The sequence below is a fragment of the Christiangramia gaetbulicola genome, assembly GCF_003054225.1.
GTDB lineage: Bacteria > Bacteroidota > Bacteroidia > Flavobacteriales > Flavobacteriaceae > Christiangramia > Christiangramia gaetbulicola.
In genome coordinates, this window is the sequence record NZ_QBKQ01000002.1 from 942,035 (window position 1) to 962,518 (window position 20,484).

The window sequence follows — 20,484 nt, forward strand, 5'->3', positions numbered from 1 at the left end:
ATTTTTTATGTTTTACTACTCGCAATAAAAGGCCATCAAAAATTTAATTTTGACAGCCTTTATAACTAATTCAACTTATTTAATATTTCTAACCTAGTCATTACTTGCAACTGAAGTTCTTGCTTCTCTAGGATCTAGCTTCATAGTCTTACTTTGGTTTCCTTTTTCAAGTTTGATCTTATAATCTTCTTTCTCGATAAGATCGCCTCTACCAGAAGCTACATATTTATTTTTGGTCATGGTCCAACCTTTATTGGCCATATAAACTTCTCTACGTACATCCAGAGGAAGAACTATGTCTTTAAATTTCTGGTATGTTTTTACCAAATTACCCTCTTCATCAAAGTCTGCAGAAAGAAATCCTTTGCTGCTGGTCAAGGTCACGGCATAAGAATTATACTCGCCTTCATCGAACTGTGCAATAAAATTCTGGATGTCAAAATTAGCTTTCATAAACCCGATCGCGTCTTTTGAGAATTCTCCGGAGTAAGATTCGTTTACCTTGTAAGTAAAACTGTCTCCGTCACGGGTGATTTTTGAATCTAGAGGTGCAAAACCTACTTTAGCTTCTTCCAGTTCTGTAATTTCCTGAGCCTGACTGAATGTTGTCACGGCGACTAGCAATAAAGAAAAAATTAATGTTTTCATGATGAATGTTTTTAAGAATGAATAATGATTTTTGTTAACTGTTGATTAATTGATTAATGAATTAATAACACTGCTAAACTACAGGATAAATCCCTTCATTTAAGGAGAATGATCCCGGTAGCCCAACTATAGTAACCAATCACACCTAAAAAGCTTTAAAATTGAAACGGGGTTATTTTCTGGCGTTAAAATCAATATTTGGTGGTTCACCGCCTCTAAAGGTTCACCTACCGCGTTAAGTAGATGTTCTACTGCAACTAAATATCAAATTGATATTCAGCAGTTTACATTTGTTAAATTTTTAAATCTATCGGAATCATAGGCTTTTAGCCTGCTCCAAATAAAAATTGAAGAATATAGATGGACTTTAAATAAGGCAACTTATTACCTATTAAGTAGAAATGTAGATCCACGTACCGGAACTTAAATGGTATATATAATATGACAACTTATCTGAAGGGTTGCCTAAAAAAGCAAAATTTAATGGTGGGAATAATAAAAGGGAAAGATTAGAAAATAAAAAAAGGGTAACTAAAACATTTAAACCATTTTTCAGTTACCCTTCGCAATTATCATTTAACTGATAATTACTTCTATAAATATAGTTCACAATACGTTTAAAATGAGTTAATTGAAAGCTAATTTTTTGATAAAAATTTTCTAAAATGAAAGCTCAGAAATTGAGAGCAATCTATTTAGTGAATTTGTTTAGTCCTGTTTCTTTTCAGGATAGAAAGATCTGCTAGATACTTCTTAATAAGTTTCTCCTGTCGCGTATTATCCAACTGAAGTCTTATCCAGATACCTGCTACAATTATAACAGAAGCTACCACTACGGAATAGAATAGAATTTCATCCATCTTGTTGAGATTTATAAGTTATATAATGAAGCGAAAAGGGTTTCTAAAGATAAAATTATTGCCTCCTCAACAATTTGATAATTAGTTAATTAAGTTTTAATTAACAATATTCCTGATGTAAGAGAAGAATAGGTCTGTAAGAAAATTCTGAAGCCTGATTCTTTAGAAGAAATTTCCTGAAAAAATAAAAAAGGGCCGTGACTATCATTTCAGAATTGACCCTTTTCCTTATTCACTATTTATTACAAACCTAATACAGGATTTGAAAAAGTAGATTATCAAAAATTGAATTAAACAATAAATAAATGTAAACCAGATATTTGCGAACTTTTGCCGTCTTGCAAATTATAATTCAGGCAAATCCAAACCTCAACTCGCAGAATTAAAATTTTCACATAAAAAAACCAGGTGTAAAACCTGGTTCCTTTTATTAATATATGATCTTCTAGTATAAAACTCTAAACCTTATCGTTCCCTCTATCCCTTTGAGCTCCTTGATCACATCTGCATCATATTCCTTATCGATATCTGTGATCACATAACCAATAGTCTCATTGGTTTTTAGATACTGTCCTACAATATTGATATCATGAGCCGCCAGGATCCTATTAATATGCGCAATGATCCCAGGTTTATTATGGTGAATATGGATAAGCCTGTGGGCATTCTCCAGAATTGGTAATTGTAAATTCGGGAAATTAACCGAGTTGGTAGTACTACCGGTATTGATATAATTAATGATTTTTCCTGGAACGAAATTCCCAATATTTACCTGAGCCTCCTCTGTACTTCCCCCAATATGCGGAGTCAATATAAGGTTTGGTAATCCTCTTAATGGTGATTCAAATTCCTCCTCATTAGTCTTTGGTTCCTTTGGAAACACATCGACTCCTGCACCGCGAATACGACCAGATTCCATATGTTTTTTCAATGCCTGAACATCAACCACCTGTCCCCTGGCCAGATTCAAAAAGATAGAACCTTCTTTCATCCAGCTAAATTCCTTATCGGCAATCATGTTCTTGTTCTCTTTACGACCGTCTACATGCAAGGTAACTATATCTACTTTTTCGAAAAGTTCTTTTAAACTATGACACTTTGTAGCATTCCCTAGAGCTAATTTCTCTACCAGGTCATAATAATACACATCGAATCCAATCGCCTCGGCTACCACAGATAACTGTGAACCAATATTACCATAGCCCACAATTCCAAGCTTCTTACCTCTTACCTCATAGCTACCTTTGGCAGATTTATTCCATTGGCCTTTATGCATCTCTGCGATCCTGTCTGGCAGGTTACGCATAAGCAGAATGATCTCACCTATGGCAAGTTCCACCACAGAACGGGTATTGCTGAATGGTGCATTAAATACCGCCACGCCTTTCTTAAGACAGGCTTCCAGATCTATCTGGTTGGTTCCAATACAAAATGCTCCTACTGCTATAAGTCGGTTCGCATTTTCGAGAACCTTAGCGGTTAATTGTGTTTTTGAACGGATCCCTAAAATTGAAACATCCTTGATCTTTTCTGCCAGCTCTTCCTCATCCAGTGCTCCAGATATAGTAGATACGTTATATCCCTCATTTTTCATGATAGATACTGCATCTGCATGAACATTTTCTAATAATAGGACTTTGATCCTGTTTTTTGGATAAGAAATAGCTTTATTCATTTTATGAAGGTATAGGAATTCGTCTAAACTCGGGGTTATGTGATCTGCTTTATCGAGAATATTATCTCGTTCCACATTTTCAGTAAAAGCATAGAATTTATTGGCAAGTCCAGCTGCTTTGATCTCGTAATCGTTATAACCATCTCCAATCACGTAAACGTCGCCTTTAAGATCAAGTTGCTTTAAAAGTTCAACTTTACCGTTATTCGAAGAAAGAACGTTGTTTTGATCAAAACCGCTAATATTCCCGTTTTCATCAAAGACGAAGCTGTTTGCATAGACGTTCTCTTCTTTTACCCCATATTCTTTTACAATTGGTACTATAAACTCTTTAAAACCATTAGAAATAATATAGATACGGTCCTGATATTCGGTAAAAAACTCTTCGTTCCTCACGAAGGAAACAGAAACCTTTTCTTTTAATCTCGCTATAAGCTGCGGAATCTCATCCTTATGCGCATCAAGGATCTCCAGTCGTTTCTCCAGTGACTCTCTAAAAGCAAGCTTCCCTCCCATCGCCAGATCTGTAAGATCCTTTAATTCCTGTAATTTACTGTCTCTCTTGGGATTGTTCGCCAGGGTGATCTCTCCTAACACATCGAGGGCTTCTACCTGTGTAAATGTGCTGTCGAAATCGATAACAAAATGCCTTTTATTCTCCATATTGAAATTCAATACTATTGCTTTGAACCGATAAAACTAAGTCTTTTTGCCACATTTAGAAACAGATTTTTTTAAAGCTGAAATCATAAATTATGGTTTCCTTAAAAAAGACCGAAATAACTTTGAAAACGAAAATATTTCCACCGTTTAAATGATTTTATTGCGGAAAATTCAGATTTCAAAAGAAATTCTTTTTTGAACCTTACAACATGATACTTATTGCCTGAAAAATTTCCTGTAATAAAATTATCACTATCTTCATTTAACCAAGTCCAGATAAATCCTGGAGATCAAGACGTAAGATTTACAATGAGATCAATTAAAGGTTCTGCTGAACAAGGCCTATGAAAAGCTTTTTTAAAACCAGGAGTCAGAATAATGATCCGGTGATTCCATCTGTTAGAGGTGGTCTGGGAACTTTTGGTGGGGTATTCACTCCTTCTATACTTACTATTCTTGGCGTGATCATGTACCTGCGTTTTGGATGGGTTGTGGGAAATGTTGGTCTGCTGGGAACTTTGCTCATCGTCACCCTGTCTGTTTCCATCACCTTTTTAACCGCCCTTTCAGTAGCATCTATCGCGACAGATCAACAAGTACGAGCCGGTGGAGCTTATTATATGATAAGCCGTTCTTTAGGTGTGGAAGCCGGTGGAGCCATTGGTATTCCTTTATTTATAGCCCTGGCCCTGTCTATAGCATTATATACCGTTGGATTTGCTGAAAGTGTGGTAAGCGTTTTTCCTGAACTCGACTTTAAAACTGTCGGCATGGTTACTACCGTTCTGGTAGGAATATTAGCTATGATCTCTGCCAAAGCAGCCATTAAAGCGCAGTATTTTATAATGTTTGGGATTGGACTTTCACTCCTATCCTTAGCCTTTGGAAGCCCAATTGAAGAAACGAATATTGAAATGTGGGGCACCACTACCGGGGAAAGTGAAGGTTTCTGGGTGGTTTTTGCTGTTTTCTTTCCGGCGGTAACTGGTATCATGGCCGGGGTAAACATGTCTGGAGATCTTAAAAATCCTTCGAAATCCATTCCTAAAGGTACTTTTGCCGCAATAGGAGTAGGTTACTTTATTTATATGGCTTTGCCGATCATCCTGGCTAATCGCGCAGATGCTGAAACCCTTATTGCAGATCCGCTTATCATGAGGAAGATCTCCTACTGGGGAGATGCAATCCTTATTGGAGTTTGGGGCGCTACCCTATCCAGTGCGGTTGGAAGTATACTTGGAGCTCCTCGAGTGTTACAGGCTCTGGCCCGCGACCGGGTCTTACCTCAATGGTTGAGCTGGCTGGGCATTGGTTCAGCAAAAGACGATTCCCCAAGGTATGGTACCTTATTTACAATGGTGGTAGCTCTTATCGCTGTTTACCTGGGAAATCTGAATATCATCGCTCCAATTTTAACCATGTTCTTTCTTACTACCTATGGAGTATTGAATGCCGCGGCCGGAATTGAAGGAATACTCGATAGTCCTTCCTTCAGACCCGCGTTTAAAATTCACTGGATCTTTTCGCTTCTGGGAACTTTAGGATGTATAGCCGTTATGTTCCTTATTAATGGAGTGGCTACTGGAATCGCATTTATTTTTATTACTATCATCTTTGTCTGGCTGCAAAGCCGGGAAATGAAAACTGCCTGGGGCGATGTGCGCCGTGGAGTCTGGATGGCTTTGGTAAGAGTAAGCCTTCTAAATCTCAGGACTGAAAAAGAATCCAAGACCTGGAGACCTAATCCTCTGGTTCTTTCCGGGGCGCCTACAAAAAGATGGCACCTGATAGATTTCGCTTCGAATATAACTCACAATCGAGGCATCCTCACTGTAGCCACGGTTCTTACGAGTAGCCATACCACGATTGAACGTCGTAAGCAGATGCAAAATAACATAGAGGACTTTTTAACTAAAAAAGGTTCAAGAGGTTTTGCCCGGGTTATCGAAGCCGAAGATACTTTTAAAGGTGCAGAGGATTTTGTAAAAGCTTATGGCCTGGCTTCCCTCGAACCAAATACGATCATTCTGGGTGATAGTGAAAGTATTGCTTACAGAAAAAAGTATTGCGATATGATCACTAAATTCTATAAACTTAACCGCAACCTGGTGATCGTTCGGGATAACAAGGAAAAAGGATTTGGGAATAGAGAAAAGATAGATATCTGGTGGGGAGGATTAAAAGGAAACGGTGGACTATTGATGATCCTGGCTTATCTTCTTAAAAGTAGCAGAGCCTGGTATGGGGCAAGAGTTACCCTGAAAATGATGGTAGATAATGAAAAAGCTGGCGAAGATGCCCGGCACAATATCACCCAGGTAATAAAAAAATTAAGGACTGGCTTTAAGCTTGAAGTAATTGTCTCCAACGGCCAGAGTTTTGACGAGGTCTTACAACAGTCGTCAGCAAATGCAGATCTCATCTTTATGGGAATGGCCACCCCCGATTCAAATTTCGAAAGCTACTATACAAATTTACAATATCGATTAAAGGACCTGCCAACTACCATTCTGGTAAAAGCAGCAGAAGAAATATCTTTCGGGGAGGTTTTGATGCAACAGGATGTTTTTAGAAAAGATTGATTTTCACGAAGACCTTTGACAGTCAGCACTATATTTTCTTAGTCAGAAAAAAATTCAAATTTTCTTCATTTTTCGTGTAACAATTGGCTCCTTCAATACACTTGTAGGTCGAAATCGTCTTAATTTTTGATTAGAACCACATAAAATTACCGGATCGTAAAATTAGTAAGGCAAATTGAGTAGGGTCTGTTTGCCTGCTAAAGATCCGGTAATATTTTAAGCTTTTCGCCATCCTAACATCCCCGTTATTCCACAAAAATCAAGGTTTAAAGTCTTTACAGTTGTTAATTAAACAATAAAAGAGATCACAAGCCTTTTCAGCCCGACCTCTATTTTAAAAATTTCTGTAACTTTAGAAAAGACTGAGGTTTAATGGTTTATTTCTCAAAACCTCCTCCCAAATTAAATTGACATCCTTATAAAACCATCTGGTTTACATATAACCAAGAAATTTCAGAAAGCTCCTTTCTTTTGGGCTACTATTTTATATTTATCAATATTAGCCTGCGCTCCAAAAATGAAGGAGGTTGAGGCACCTATTGAAGATCCTAAAAGTTTTGCTGCTGATGGAAATGTTCGAATTCAGGCAAAATGGTGGACCTCGTTTGAGGACCCGATATTGAACCGACTTATAGACACGGCACTTACCGCAAATCTTGAGCTCGCAGGATCCTGGGAACAATTCCAGGCATCCATCGCCAGCGTTAAGAGTCAGCGATCCTTTTTATTTCCAAATATTCAGGCTGAAGCCAGAACAGGGATAAGCCGCCCCGAACCAGATTTCGCAGGTGGTGAAAACTCGAGAGTTGGAGTTTCAGCAGCTTACGAAATAGATCTTTGGGGAAGAATACGTTCAGGTATCGAAGCCGAAGAATTCAGGGCCCAGGCCAATTATTTCGACTATCAGGCAGCCGCCATTACCATTTCAGCAGAAACGGCCATCAACTGGTACCGGTTGGTGTCTGCCCGAAAGGAACTGGCGCTTATTGAAGAACAGGTTCAAACCAATGAGAATATTTTAAAACTGATAAGGGCGCGGTACGCTAGCGGACAGATCAGGGCTGTAGATTTTTTAAGACAGGAAAACCTGCTGGAATCTACCCGAAATCAACAGATCATTTTTGAAACCCAGGTTCAGCTTATTGAGAATCAGCTTGCGGTATTATTAGGAACCCCGCCTCAAAATCTTGCGGAAATACCGGTCGCAGGATTCCCGGAACTTCCGGAATTACCTGAAACCGGCCTTCCACTTGAGTTAACGAGGCGGAGACCAGATCTTAAAAGAGCCTATAGCCTGGTCCTGGCTGCAGACCGGGATATGGCTGTCGCCATCAGGAACAAATATCCCAGCATTTCACTCGACCTCAGCGCGCAGGCACGTTCCAACGATTTCAACGCTTTATTTAAAGATTGGGCCTATACCCTGGCGGGCAATATTGTGGCTCCCCTTATTTACGGCGGCAGACTCAATGACGAAGTAGATCGAACAGAGGCACTAAAAAATCAACGATTATATGAATACGGACAAACCGTGTTAATTGCTTTCAGGGAGGTTGAAGACGCACTCATAAGAGAACTGAAGCAAAAAGAAAGAATTACCACCCTGGAAAAACAACTGGACCTTTCTGCCAAAACGAATAAACAGCTTAAACTGTCATTTCTAAACGGTTTAACCGATTATCTGGATGTGCTCCTCGCATTGGGACAGGAACAGCAATTACAGAGAGACCTCATCAATGCCGAGCAACAATTACTCGAAATAAGGATCGCTCTTTACCGCGCCCTCGCTGGAAGTTTTGAAACAGAAAGAGAAGTTGAAATGGAAGAAGTAAAATACCTGGAAGAATAATATGAGTAAAAAAAGAATATTGATCATTTGCGGAGTCATATTGCTGATAGCGGTAGTGATCACGGCATTTATTTTTCTTACCGAACCTACGGCTCAAAGTGAAGGAGCGACCAAACAAATGGCTATGCTCGTTAAAGTAGAACCCGCAGTAAAAGGTGATTTTAATCCTATCATTGTGGCCACGGGAACGGTAAGACCGGTGGAAGATGTCATGCTTAGCCCCCTGGTAGGCGGGCAGGTAATAAGGCGAGATGATTCTTTCACTCCAGGCGGATTCGTGAAAAAAGGAGAAGTGCTGCTACAGATAGACCCTTCCGATTACCGGAATACCCTGGAATTAAGAAAAAGCGAGCTTCAGCAGGCCGAAACCGATCTTGATGTGGAAATGGGAAGACAGGAAGTGGCAGAACAGGACCTGGAGCTCTTAGGTATAGACTCGCTTTCCAAAGATCAAAAGTCACTGGTACTTAGAAAACCTCAGCTGAATTCTGTAGAAGCAAATCTAAAATCGGCCAGGGCCTCTGTAAAACAGGCGCAATTAAATCTTTCCAGAACCACCATCAAAGCTCCCTTCGATGCGCATATTCTTAGCCAGAATGTGACCATAGGTTCGCAAGTTAGCCCGGGAGATGATCTCGGCCGGCTGGCAGGCACAGATTTTTACTGGATAGATCTTACAGTTCCGATAAATAAGATCAAATGGCTGTATTTTCCCGGTTCAGATTCAGAAAAGGGATCGCCGGTGAAGATCATGAGTACTTCAGCCTGGAATAAAGATGAATTTCGTGAAGGATATTTATATAAACAGGTTGGAGCGCTGGATGATCAAACCAGACTGGCCCGGGTGCTGGTAAGAGTTCCAGATCCCCTAGGAAGGAATTCAGAAAAAGACAAACCTGAACTTATGATAGGTTCCTTTGTTGAAGCTCATATGCAGGCAGAAGAAATAAAAGATGTGGTAAGGCTCAATCGTGACCTGATAAGAAGCAACAATACGGTTTGGGTCATGCAGGAAGGGGAATTACAGATAAGGGATGTGGAGATCCTGCTTACCGATTCTAAATATGCCTATATCAGTAAAGGGCTGGAAGGTGGGGATTCAATCGTGGTTACCAATCTTAGCACGGTTTCAAATGGAATCAAACTGAGAACTGCAAAGGATAGCACTTCCGGGGAAAATAATGAAATGATGAATTAGGTCTATGAGCGGGAAAGAAGAAAAAAAAGCGAGGCGTGAGGGAGTCATAGGATATATGGCCAGGAATTCTATTGCCGCAAACTTATTAATGCTGGTTTTACTGGGCGGAGGAATCTATACCATGTTCAAGATCCAGAAGGAGGTCTTCCCGCAATTTCAATTAGATTATGTAGAAGTTAACGTTACTTATCCCGGGGCGGCTCCTGCCGAGGTGGAACAGGGTATTATCCTTCCCGTGGAAGAAGCTGTACGCGGCATACAGGGAATCAAAGAGATCGTTTCCACGGCCAATGAAGGTTCGGGAAATGTAACCATAGAGCTTATTGCCGGGGCGAACCGGATGAAAAGCTTTCAGGAAATTGACCAGGCGGTTAGCCGAATTAGAACCTTCCCCGACGATATTGAAGAACCCCAGGTAAATCTGCAAACCAGGCAGAGGGATGTGCTGGAGATAAGTCTCTTCGGAAATACCGATATCTGGACCCTAAGGCAGCTTGCTGAAAGACTCCGGAACAGGCTTCTCAGCAATCCGAATATCACCCAGGTAGAACTGGGTAATGTTCCAGATTATATGACCCATATAGAAATCCCCAGGAATAAGCTTCGTGAATACAATCTCACTTTAGGTCAGGTCGCAGATATTATTGAAAGATCAAGCCAGGATGTTCCGGCAGGTGCTGTGGAAACGGAATCTGGCGAGATCCTTCTTAGAATGAAGGAGCGCAAGCAGTGGGCTGAAGAATTCGGAAATATTACTATCATTTCCTCACCTTCCGGTGCAAAAGTGACTCTTGCAGATATCGCTAATATTACCGATGGCTTTGAAGAAACCGGTTTTCATGGGCAGTTCAATCAGCAGCCTGCGGTAAGCCTGAGTATTTACAGGGTAGGAGATCAGTCTCCCTTAGAAATTTCTGAGATTACTAACGAGATTCTCGATGATTTTCAACTTCCTCCCGGAATTGAATATAGAATCGATAGCAATCGCGCCGAAGATTATCGTGAAAGATTATCACTGCTTACAGAAAATGGAGTGCTCGCCATCATCATCGTCATGGTGATCCTCACTCTTTTCCTGGAATACAGACTTGCTTTCTGGGTGATGATGGGGATGGCGATTTCTTTTATTGGCGGAATGCTGTTTTTACCGCTTGTAGGTGTCAGCATCAATATGATCTCTATGTTCGGATTTCTGATCGTATTGGGGATCGTGGTAGACGATGCCATCGTGGTGGGAGAGAATGTTTACGAATATCGCCAGAAAGGAATGAGTGCGATTGATGCCGCGATCAAAGGAACCAAGGATGTTTCCAGGCCGGTGATCTTTAGTATACTTACCACGATCATTGCCTTTGTGCCCTTACTATTTATGCCGGGAGAGACCGGTAAGTTCTGGTGGCCATTGCCGGTGGTGGTAATCGTGATCCTCGCCATCTCGTTACTTGAAGCTTTATTCATTTTACCATCTCACCTGGCCCATCTTTCAATTAATAAGAAAAAAGGATTCATCCGGAAATTTGAAGACTGGCAGGAAAAATTTGCCCGTGGTTTCGACCGGCTTATAGATAAGTATTACAGACCGTTGCTGGATAAATGTCTTGAATTCAGATATATCACCTTAACGGCTGCCATTGCCCTTTTATTAATGGTAGGAGCTTACGGCTACAGCGATCACATGGGCATGATCCTGATGCCCGAGGTCGCTGCAGATGAGATCGAAGCCGGGGTTTCCCTTCCCGTAGGAACTACTCCCCTTCAGGCTGCCAGGGTTGCCGAAGAGATCACAGAATCTACCCGGCAGATGTTCGAAAAGCATAATTTATATGAAGTTGCTGAAGGAATAAAAACCAATGTACGGGGGCAGAATTTCATCGATGTGGAGATCGTCATGCGCCCACCAGACCAAAGAGAGATGACCGCTCGGGAAGTGATCGCCTTATGGCGCGATAATATTGGAGATATAGAAGGTGTAGACCAGATCACCTTTGAGGCTGAAAGAGGTCCCGGTGGTTACCAACAGGCCATTAGTGTCGACCTTAGCCATCCCAATATCGATGTCCTGGAAAGGGCAAGCCAGGCTTTTCTGCAAAGAGTGAAAGCATTTAGTAATACCCGCGATGTAAACGATAATTACAACAAGGGAAAGATGCAGTATGATTTCAAATTTAAGCCTGAAGGTCGTAACCTGGGACTTACTTCTTCTGAAGTTGGCCGGCAGGTTAGAGATGCCTTCTACGGTGCCCTGGCCATGAGGCAGCTAAGGGGAACCAATGAGATCGAAGTAAGGGTGAAATTACCGCTGGAAGAACGCCGGGATATTCAAAACCTGGAAAACTTTCTGGTGCGTACTCCGGCAGGAGTAGAAGTTCCCTTGCTGGATGTGGTTGAGGTAGAACAGCGGGAAGCCTTTACCAATATTAACCGCAGAGACGGTAGTCGGGTAGTTACAGTGGGAATGGATGTAGAGCCGGCGAACACGGTTTCCCAGGTACTGGCGTCTATAGAAGAGGAAGTGTTACCGCAATTACGCGCCGATTTTCCGGGCGTCACCTGGAGTTTTGAAGGTAGCCAGGCAGACATGAGGGAATCTACTTCCTCACTTTGGAGCGGCTTTAGTATTGCATTACTACTCATTTATTCCTTGCTGGCCATTGCCTTTAACAGCTATACCCAACCGCTAATCGTGCTTATGGCCATTCCTTTCGGTATCGTGGGTGCCGTGATTGGTCATATTTTACTGGGTTATGATCTTTCCCTGGTAAGTTTAATGGGAGTGATCGCACTTTCGGGAGTGGTGGTGAACGACTCGCTAATCATGATAGATTATGCGAACAAAAAACGTGAATCCAATTCGATCTATGATTCCATACATGAGGCAGGCATCAGGCGATTCAGGCCAATTATGCTTACCACGCTCACCACTTTTGGTGGATTAACTCCGATCATTCTGGAAACTTCCAGCCAGGCCTATTACCTGATTCCTATGGCTATTTCACTGGGATTCGGGATCGTATTTGCGACTTCGATCATCCTGGTTATCGTGCCATGTTTATATCTGATCTCTGAAGATATTAGGTTATACTCTAAAAAAGGCAAGACCGTGGAAAAGGAACCGGTTTCTCAACCTTAGATTCACTTTTTCGATTTCATTTTTTCCGGATAATTCTTTGTAGATAAAAATTTCAAGACGACTTGAAATGGCGTTAAAACTTAATTACTTTGCAGGGTAAGTTCCAAAAACATGAAAATACTCCACACTGCCGACTGGCATATTGGTAAAAAACTACATAAACACGAGCTGAGTGAAGATTTTGATCTTTTCATCAACTGGCTCATTGAATATATAAGATCAGAACATATCGATGTGCTGCTCATTTCGGGTGATATTTTCGACCTGGCCAATCCTTCTTCGGAAGCCAGGAAACAATATTACCAGGCGCTGATCAAGCTTCAGCAATTAAAATGTAAGATCATCGCTACCGGAGGAAACCATGACTCCCCTTCTATGCTGGACGCTCCCAAAGACCTGATGAAAGCCCTGGACATGGAAGTGATTGGAGGTTTACCTACAGACCTCGAAGAAACCCTGGTCCCGGTATACGGTAAAAATAAGGAAATCGAATTAGTAGTCGCCGCGATCCCTTACTTGAGGGATTCAGATCTAAGATCGGGTGCCGGAGCCAGCAATTATGAAGACCGGCTGGAAGCCATCAGGGAAGGCATTAAAAATATATTCCATTCGGCTGCGGAAATTTGCCAGGAAAAATATCCAGAAATTCCGGTGATCGCCATGGGGCATTTATATACTGCCGGGATTGAATCTTCAGAAAGTGAAAGGGACATCCAAATAGGAAACCTGGCCGCTTTCCAGGCTTCCCAGTTCGGTGAATATTTCAAATATGTGGCCCTGGGCCATATTCATAAACCACAGCGGGTAAATGCGGGTATACCTGTATTGTACAGCGGCTCCCCTATTCCGCTTTCATTTTCCGAAAGAACAGATGAAAAACGAGTGCTGGTTTTGGATACCGAAAAAGGCTATGAACCTGAAAGTATCAACCTGCCGAACTTCAGGCAACTGATAAGGCTAAGCGGAAACCTGGAGGAGCTTCAGTTAAAACTGAACAGCCTTGAAAAAAGATCTGAACTCACCTCTCTTATCGAAGTCGACCTGGTAGAAGACCAATATGATGCGCAAAAGATCTATGCGCTGGATAGCATGGTAAACGACTTTAAGCGGGAAGATTTCGAGATCGTAAAACAAAGAGTACAGTTTAAGAACCGTGTAAAAGGTGCGGCAGAACTTTATAAGAATGAGCAGCAACTTGAAGATCTTAAACCGAAAGATGTGTTTACAGAGCTCATCGCGAGGCATGAATATTCTGAAGAAGACAGGAATGAAATTCTCGCCGCTTTTGACGAGATCCTGGAAGAAGTACAATCTGAAAATACCGCTGACTAAATGAAGATCCTGAAAGTAGAATTCGAGAATATCAATTCCCTGAAGGGTTTTCATGAGATAGATTTCAGCCAGGAACCTTTCCTTACCAATTCTCTTTTCGCCATTACCGGCCCAACCGGCAGTGGAAAGAGCAGTATTCTGGATGTTATCTCCCTGGCCCTTTTTAATCATGTGCCTCGTTTGGGTAAGATCACCAAAAATGAGATACAGAGTAAAGGCGCGATCCTTACCCGTAACCAGAAAAATTCCATGGCCAGGGTTACTTATGAATGTAATAATGGTGTTTACAGCTCGCAATGGACCATCGAGATCAATAGAAATGGTAACCTGAACGATTATGAGATGGAGATTCATGATCATCATTCAGGAAAGTTACTTGACCTGAAAAAGTCCATGGTACCGAACAAGAACGAGGAATTGATAGGACTCAATTATGATCAGTTCATCAAAGCGGTCTTACTGGCCCAGGGTGAATTCGCTCAATTTCTGAAAGCTAAAAAAGAAGAGCGCGGTGAACTACTTGAAAAAATTACCGGTACCGGCATATATCGCCGACTCGGTATCAAGGCCTTTGAAAAGAACAAAGAAGCAAATCGCGAGATACAGGAGCAACAGAATGAGATAAGGGTCATTCAAAACGACCTGCTGGAAGACGAAATTATCGATAAACATGAAGCTGACCTTAAACTGAAGACAAGTCAGTGTGAAACTCATCAGAAAGAGATCGAAAAATTTAAAAAAGCGATCCAGCTAAAAGATGATATTGAAACCCAGGAAAAGGAGATCCTAAAGCAGAAACAAATTGAAACAACGGCTACCGAAGAATTAAAAAAATTCGATGCTGAACATGGGTTCCCGTTAAAACAGCATGAAAAGGTACAGGCAGAAGCAGACCAGTTAAGAGCATGGAACCAGTTAAGAAATAACCTGAAGGAGGCTCAAGAAACAAAAGAAAAGATCTCTGCGGCTAAAAAAGCAAATCTGGAGCAGCAAACCCAGGTTTTAAAACAAAGCTCTGGCCTGGTTGGTGAATCGGTAACCGCAGAAACTATTTCTGATAAACTAAATTCCTTTAGGGAGAAAGTCCTCAATCTGCAGGAGACAAGAAAAAACAAGCTTAATTCCTATACCGCAAAAAAAGATCAGCTCTTATCTGAACTTCGGGACACCGGGATCGATTTTAATGAGCAGGACCTGGAAGGTTCTATAGCTACGCTTACTTCAGAATTAGAGATTTCCGAAAAGAAAAAAACGGCAATCAGCCAGGAATTAAAAATTGAAGCGACCGCAGACCTAAATGAACTTCAGCAAAAAACAAGGACAGGCATCAAAACTGCGCGGGAAGCTGCCAATGCATTTCTGAATATTGAAAACCTGAATTCAGAATTACAGAATACCAGGAAAGAGCTGGAAAAAGATGAGAAGAATTTTGAGCAACTTCCATCGAAAACAAAAGATAAAAAGGCGGCATCAGAATCACTTAGACTCCAACTTCAGAATGCTGAACAGAAGAAAGAGCTCGAACTGATGAAAGCCAGCCTGGAAGATCTTAGAAAGAAACTGAAAGATGGGGAAGCCTGCCCACTCTGCGGTTCTGAGCATCATCCCTATGCGCATGAGCAGGATCTTCAAGACAATGACCTGGATAAGGAAATTTCTGCACTTAAAGCAAAATCACAGTCGGCAGACAAAGAGCTTCACCAGTTGGAAGCGGAATTCTCCAGCCTTCAAAAGCGCCGTAGGGAGTTACAGGAAAAACTGCAAAAAATTCAGCAGGATCAGGAAAAAAGCAAGGCTACATTTTCGAACAATTACAAACAGTTTGAAAACTTTGATTCACGAAAAGAAATAGAGCAAGTCGCAGAACAACTGGAAGCAAGATTAGAAGCAATATCGGAACTCGAAAACCAGGTTAAAAAATCCAGGGCGATCAAAAATAGTATTCCGTTAGCGAAAGAATTGAAGGATATCGTGAGCCACGGAAAAGCATTAAAAAAGGAACTCGATGCCATCTACACTGGGAGCAACATCCAAAACGATGTACAGAATACCTCGAATACATGGATAAAATTGCGCGAGAATTTTTCCCATTACCAGGAAAGAGCCGGGGAAAATGAAAAGCAAATTTCAGATCTTGGTAACCAGATTTCAAAAACAGAACAGCATTTAGGGCAATTCGTATCCAATACCGATTTTGAAAATATCGAAGTAGCCTGGAAAGCCTTGATGCCGGAAGCTGAGGCCTCGAAACTACGCCAGGAAAAACAACAGATCTCTAAACGAATAGACGATTCCAGGGCTTCTATAAAACTGCTCAACGAGCAATTGGAAAGGCTAAAAAAACTGGATTCCCAGACCGAAAAAGAAAAGCTGCTGGAGCAACTGGAAGAAAAGAATACACTTTTCAGCAGCCTGAGCAATGAATGCAAAGAACTGGAGCGTAAGCTTAAAAATCAGCAGGAACGCCTTAAAAGGATGAAAGAACTGCAGGAACAGATCGCAGAAAAGGAAAAACAAACCAGACGCTGGAGGCTGCTTAATGAGCTCATTGGAGATTCCAAGGGGAAACAATTCAATGATTTTGCCCAGGACCTTACCCTTTCGCAATTATTAAAGTTAGCCAACGTGCGTTTGCAGGATCTTAACGACCGTTACCTCATCGACAAACCCGAACCAGAGGAAGACGACGGCCTGGTTGCAATCGATGAACATATGGGCGGGCAGCGCAGATCTGTAAAAACACTTTCTGGAGGAGAGACCTTTATACTTAGCTTAAGCATGGCGCTGGCTTTATCTGATCTAGCCTCAAAGAATGTCGAGATCAACAGCCTGTTCATTGATGAAGGCTTTGGGACCCTGGATCCGGAAACCCTGGATCAAACCCTGGATACACTGGAAAAACTACAGGCAGAAAGCTCTAAAACCATTGGGATTATAAGTCATGTGGATTCTCTAAAAGAGCGAATATCCACTCAGATAAAACTTACCCGAAACGGACAGGGATATAGTAGTTTGAGCATAAAATAAAAAAAGCCCCGTACATGTTACGGGGCTTCTGTTTTTAGGCTAATTCAATGATTAATAATTAATTTAAACAATCATTGTAATTATACTTAATCTTTATTTTTCCATATAAAACCTCCTTCTTTAGATTTATATATTTACGAGAAAAATAAGTTTACAGTTTTAGGAAAACGAACTCTAAATCCCAAAATGTTAACTCATTAGCAATATTTTATCTAAATTATCCCTTTGCAAACCGCATTTTTGCGTTTTTAGCTGTGCTTTATTTAATTAAATTTATTAGGCTTAGAAAATTCTAATTATGAATTTCTGGCTGATTATATTTACATCCCAATCCTTTATTTATGGAGAAGAACATTTTAATTCCTACAAATTTTTCAAAACATTCATGGAACGCTCTCATTTTTGCCATGAACCTTTATAAAAAGCATCCCTGTACTTTTCATCTTATCAATGTTTATCAATCTCAAAACTTTTTAGCTGAGGCCCTACCCCTTGGAAAAGCAAAGGATGATGATAAGGAAAGTGAAGAGGAGATCTCTGAAAATGGCCTGGAACGTATGATGAAAGGCTTAGGATTTAGAAAGGAAAATCAGAAGCACCAATTCAAAACTATTTCCTTTAAAGGTAATCTGGTTGAAGGAATTCAGGAAAGTGCTGAAAAATATGGTATAGATCTTATTGTCCTGGGATCTAACGGAGAAACGGCCGGAATAAATCCATCGAACGATAGCAAGATCTCAAAAATTACCGAAGAAGTAGAACAATGTTCTATTCTGGTGGTGCCTGAGGAGTTTGAACTTAGGACCGAAAAAATTCTTGAGATAGTTTTTCCAACAAACCTTAGATTACCTTTTAAGCAAAAAGAACTGGTTCCACTTATAGAACTGGCCCAGAGTCTTAATGCATCTATCAAGATATTATATATAAATAGCGATAACAAAAAACTGACCGAAGACCAGGAAGAGAACAAAGAAGATTTAGGTAAATACTTTACCGATGTTTCGCATAGCTTTCATCAGCTTACCCAAACCACTCCTTCTACGGGAGTACATTTATTCATAGAAAGCAGGGATTGCGATTTTCTGGCTTTATACCAGCGAAAACAAGGATTCTTCTCAAGACTGTTCAGACCTACCAGGTCTAACGAAATTAATTTTGATCCTAAATTACCGGTACTCATCCTGAAGGAGATCAACTAAAAAAATAAATTTCAGATCCATATTCCGGAGTTCAATCAATGAACTTGTACAGAATTCCGGAATATGGGTCTTTTTATTGTTCTTTAATATAACTCCAGCCCTGCGACTGTTTTTGTGCGATCTCGAGAATACCGTCGGGAACTACTTTCACCCCCGGTAATAATGCCGTTCCATCCTTATTCTCCCTGGCCATAGTGCCATTGCAAACCGCAACGGTCACGTGTTCATCCTGGGCAAGTTTAGAAAGGTCTTCGGCCACCGAAGATTTATCATTCAAAACCATATCCAAAGCCCCGCTGTAGACTACGATCTCGAAATCTGAATCTGGATAAGCTTCAGACATCATCTTAACATGTCTCACCGCTTTTTGATGCACCTTTACATCATCGCTGGTAACATCAAATACGATCTTTACCGGCTTTTCCTGAGCAAACAGGTTCAGCGATAGTAAACATGCAAAAAATAGAATTAAATACTTTTTCATAATACTCGTTTTAAATTAATTAGCCCGCAAAAATATAGGCACAATCATGCTCCTGGGCCATGGTTAATGCCCATACTCCTGAAGGTACTATTTGAATACCGGGAAGTACCGCCGCTTTCCATTCTTCATAAACTTCGGTGGCATCCATTCCCATTTCCTGTGCGGCCATACCGCTATAAACGTTCAAAGCCAGGTCGCATACGCAAAACATCGCTCCCCTGTCCTGAAGCTTTTTAATTCCTTCAACCACAGGCATCGGCATATCACCTTCTTTAGGCTCGTATACCACATTCCTTAGCGCGGCAGCCTTGGTTGAATTGTCTTTGATATCGAACATCTTACCCAAATTATATTTTTCCCAGGCACCGTCTTTCATCGCGAAAGGGATCGCATCATGTCTAAGAACCGTCATTCCGGTTAGATCATCGTCGTTTATTCCCGCACCGTTATTTGAATAATACCAGGCCCAGTTCCAGATGACAGGAAAATTATGATGCGGTGTAGAACCGTCAAAAACTACCCTATGCGAACCTTTGATCTTATCGAACCATTTTTCAGGGTCACCCAGGCTTTTTTTGTTTAAAGCTGAAACTTTAGCTTCCAGTGGGTTGGTGAGCATAGAAATACCACTTGCAGCGGCTCCTAATACCATTGCACCCAGGAAGTCTCTCCTTGTTGCATTTAATTGATCAGATTTCATTTTTATTTGCTTTATAGATTAAACAATTGTTAATAAAATTACGAATTAAAGAGCATTAAAACTCTAATTATCAGTCTTTTAAATACTGAGCCTTCTATTTGATCTTAGTTATTCCATATTCTTTCTGGTAGTAATCCATTATCGGCTGGAAAGGTCCCAGCTGGTGCTGGGATACAGGGAATGGATCTGCATAGGGAGGATAAGGTGTAGAGACTGGTTTTTTCTTAAGATCTGGAAAATCAAACTCAGGATTAGATTTAACAGGCCTTTCTTTTTGATTTATATATCCCGCGAGATCATAACTTTCCTCATCTGTTAATTCCGGATCATTGAAACTTGCTCCATATGGCATATTCGTTTTTATGAATTCGGCCGCAGTGATCACCCGCGTCATTCCCGCACCATTATTATAGGTGTCTTCACCCCATAATGGCGGATACAGGTAGCCAGGATTGTACTTCAGGGGGATCCCCTGCCCATCCTGTCCATGGCAGGAAGCACATTTTTTCAGGAATAATTTTTCACCTTTCTCAAGATCCACTGCACGGTCTGGAATCTCTATCCTGGCGTAGCCCATACCTTCTACCTTCCCATCTTCAGGAGCATGGCGACTCAGCCAGTTCATATAAGCCACAAAAGCCTTCATTTCTTTACCATTAGGCGGAAGTTCCTTCCCATTCATGCTCCGCTCCATACAACCATTGATACGGTCCTCTATCGTACCTATTTTATTTTCACGTCCTCTGAATTGTGGAAATCTCTTAATTACCCCGATCAGCATTCCTGAATAAGGCTTAGTACCTGCATTTAGATGACAATTGTTACAGGCAAGGTTATTCCCGGAATAGATCATCTCTTCTTTTCCGTTAGACGGACCGAGATATTTAGCAGTATTTGTGAACAGCTCAAAGCCATACTTGATCTGTTTGTTCTCTGGGGAATTGTCCAGGTAATAAGTTTCATAATCTGCAGCAAGTGGATCTATTTTCTCCTTGTCTTCGATATCTTCATAATCAGATTCAAAAGCACCATAACTAAAGAGGAGGTAGAATATGATAAGCAGCAGAACAAGAAAAGAGATGAGGATTATGAACTGCCTGCGAATACGTCCCTTATTTGAATTCTTGATAGTCATAA

The 20,484-nt window shown here is 41.0% G+C and carries 13 protein-coding genes; 7 read left to right on the forward strand and 6 right to left on the reverse strand.

The window, feature by feature from the left end; translation table 11 throughout:
- Positions 1 to 93: 93 nt before the first annotated feature.
- The 3 genes from C8P64_RS11020 to serA all read right to left on the reverse strand — a co-directional run bounded on the left by C8P64_RS11020 (position 94) and on the right by serA (position 3,846).
- Positions 94 to 648 (reverse strand): hypothetical protein, encoded by a 555-nt coding sequence (locus C8P64_RS11020; protein ID WP_108172108.1) that lies wholly within the window; start codon positions 646 to 648, stop codon positions 94 to 96.
- 695 nt (positions 649 to 1,343) lie between these two features.
- On the reverse strand, positions 1,344 to 1,508 hold the full coding sequence (locus C8P64_RS16495) for a hypothetical protein (RefSeq protein WP_156067627.1): 165 nt from the start codon (positions 1,506 to 1,508) through the stop codon (positions 1,344 to 1,346).
- A gap of 445 nt (positions 1,509 to 1,953) precedes the next feature.
- Entirely contained in the window at positions 1,954 to 3,846 is a 1,893-nt protein-coding gene (gene serA, locus C8P64_RS11025; protein WP_108172109.1) for a phosphoglycerate dehydrogenase, read from the reverse strand.
- A 344-nt stretch (positions 3,847 to 4,190) separates the two neighbouring features.
- On the opposite strand from serA, the gene C8P64_RS11030 reads away from it, so the two are divergent.
- The 7 genes from C8P64_RS11030 (at position 4,191) to C8P64_RS11060 (ending at position 18,163) form a co-directional block, all read left to right on the forward strand.
- A complete protein-coding gene (locus C8P64_RS11030; RefSeq protein ID WP_108172110.1) occupies positions 4,191 to 6,428 on the forward strand; it encodes an APC family permease in 2,238 nt (745 codons plus the stop codon).
- A gap of 517 nt (positions 6,429 to 6,945) precedes the next feature.
- Positions 6,946 to 8,277 carry a TolC family protein gene (locus C8P64_RS11035; RefSeq protein WP_108172111.1) on the forward strand — a complete coding sequence of 444 codons (1,332 nt, stop codon included), beginning with the start codon at positions 6,946 to 6,948 and terminating at the stop codon, positions 8,275 to 8,277.
- A gap of 1 nt (position 8,278) precedes the next feature.
- A complete protein-coding gene (locus C8P64_RS11040; protein ID WP_108172112.1) occupies positions 8,279 to 9,475 on the forward strand; it encodes an efflux RND transporter periplasmic adaptor subunit in 1,197 nt (398 codons plus the stop codon).
- Positions 9,476 to 9,479: 4 nt separating this feature from the next.
- On the forward strand, positions 9,480 to 12,605 hold the full coding sequence (locus C8P64_RS11045; RefSeq protein ID WP_108172113.1) for an efflux RND transporter permease subunit: 3,126 nt from the start codon (positions 9,480 to 9,482) through the stop codon (positions 12,603 to 12,605).
- A gap of 111 nt (positions 12,606 to 12,716) precedes the next feature.
- The gene (locus C8P64_RS11050; RefSeq protein ID WP_108172114.1) at positions 12,717 to 13,937 is read left to right on the forward strand and encodes an exonuclease SbcCD subunit D C-terminal domain-containing protein; all 1,221 of its coding nucleotides are present in this window, start codon (positions 12,717 to 12,719) and stop codon (positions 13,935 to 13,937) included.
- Positions 13,938 to 16,964: an AAA family ATPase gene (locus C8P64_RS11055; protein ID WP_108172115.1), complete on the forward strand. Its 3,027-nt coding sequence runs from the start codon at positions 13,938 to 13,940 to the stop codon at positions 16,962 to 16,964.
- Between the two features lie 341 nt (positions 16,965 to 17,305).
- Positions 17,306 to 18,163, forward strand: a complete 858-nt coding sequence (locus C8P64_RS11060; protein WP_108172116.1) for a universal stress protein — start codon at positions 17,306 to 17,308, stop codon at positions 18,161 to 18,163.
- Between the two features lie 73 nt (positions 18,164 to 18,236).
- On the opposite strand, the gene C8P64_RS11065 is transcribed toward C8P64_RS11060, so the two are convergent.
- The 3 genes from C8P64_RS11065 to C8P64_RS11075 all read right to left on the reverse strand — a co-directional run bounded on the left by C8P64_RS11065 (position 18,237) and on the right by C8P64_RS11075 (position 20,482).
- Complete coding sequence (locus C8P64_RS11065) at positions 18,237 to 18,647, reverse strand: DsrE family protein (protein ID WP_108172117.1); 411 nt, start codon at positions 18,645 to 18,647, stop codon at positions 18,237 to 18,239.
- A 19-nt stretch (positions 18,648 to 18,666) separates the two neighbouring features.
- Entirely contained in the window at positions 18,667 to 19,347 is a 681-nt protein-coding gene (locus tag C8P64_RS11070) for a Tat (twin-arginine translocation) pathway signal sequence containing protein (protein WP_108172118.1), read from the reverse strand.
- A gap of 94 nt (positions 19,348 to 19,441) precedes the next feature.
- Positions 19,442 to 20,482, reverse strand: a complete 1,041-nt coding sequence (locus C8P64_RS11075) for a c-type cytochrome (RefSeq protein WP_108172119.1) — start codon at positions 20,480 to 20,482, stop codon at positions 19,442 to 19,444.
- Positions 20,483 to 20,484: the final 2 nt, after the last annotated feature.

What these genes read in the sequence shown, in the direction of transcription:
- C8P64_RS16495 (WP_156067627.1), bottom strand. Translation starts at nt 1,508, where the DNA reads ATGGATGAAATTCTATTCTATTCCGTAGTGGTAGCTTCTGTTATAATT.
- C8P64_RS11075 (WP_108172119.1), bottom strand. Translation starts at nt 20,482, where the DNA reads ATGACTATCAAGAATTCAAATAAGGGACGTATTCGCAGGCAGTTCATA.
- C8P64_RS11070 (WP_108172118.1), bottom strand. Translation starts at nt 19,347, where the DNA reads ATGAAATCTGATCAATTAAATGCAACAAGGAGAGACTTCCTGGGTGCA.
- serA (WP_108172109.1), bottom strand. Translation starts at nt 3,846, where the DNA reads ATGGAGAATAAAAGGCATTTTGTTATCGATTTCGACAGCACATTTACA.
- C8P64_RS11035 (WP_108172111.1), top strand. Translation starts at nt 6,946, where the DNA reads ATGAAGGAGGTTGAGGCACCTATTGAAGATCCTAAAAGTTTTGCTGCT.
- C8P64_RS11050 (WP_108172114.1), top strand. Translation starts at nt 12,717, where the DNA reads ATGAAAATACTCCACACTGCCGACTGGCATATTGGTAAAAAACTACAT.
- C8P64_RS11045 (WP_108172113.1), top strand. Translation starts at nt 9,480, where the DNA reads ATGAGCGGGAAAGAAGAAAAAAAAGCGAGGCGTGAGGGAGTCATAGGA.
- C8P64_RS11060 (WP_108172116.1), top strand. Translation starts at nt 17,306, where the DNA reads ATGGAGAAGAACATTTTAATTCCTACAAATTTTTCAAAACATTCATGG.
- C8P64_RS11020 (WP_108172108.1), bottom strand. Translation starts at nt 648, where the DNA reads ATGAAAACATTAATTTTTTCTTTATTGCTAGTCGCCGTGACAACATTC.
- C8P64_RS11040 (WP_108172112.1), top strand. Translation starts at nt 8,279, where the DNA reads ATGAGTAAAAAAAGAATATTGATCATTTGCGGAGTCATATTGCTGATA.
- C8P64_RS11055 (WP_108172115.1), top strand. Translation starts at nt 13,938, where the DNA reads ATGAAGATCCTGAAAGTAGAATTCGAGAATATCAATTCCCTGAAGGGT.
- C8P64_RS11030 (WP_108172110.1), top strand. Translation starts at nt 4,191, where the DNA reads ATGAAAAGCTTTTTTAAAACCAGGAGTCAGAATAATGATCCGGTGATT.
- C8P64_RS11065 (WP_108172117.1), bottom strand. Translation starts at nt 18,647, where the DNA reads ATGAAAAAGTATTTAATTCTATTTTTTGCATGTTTACTATCGCTGAAC.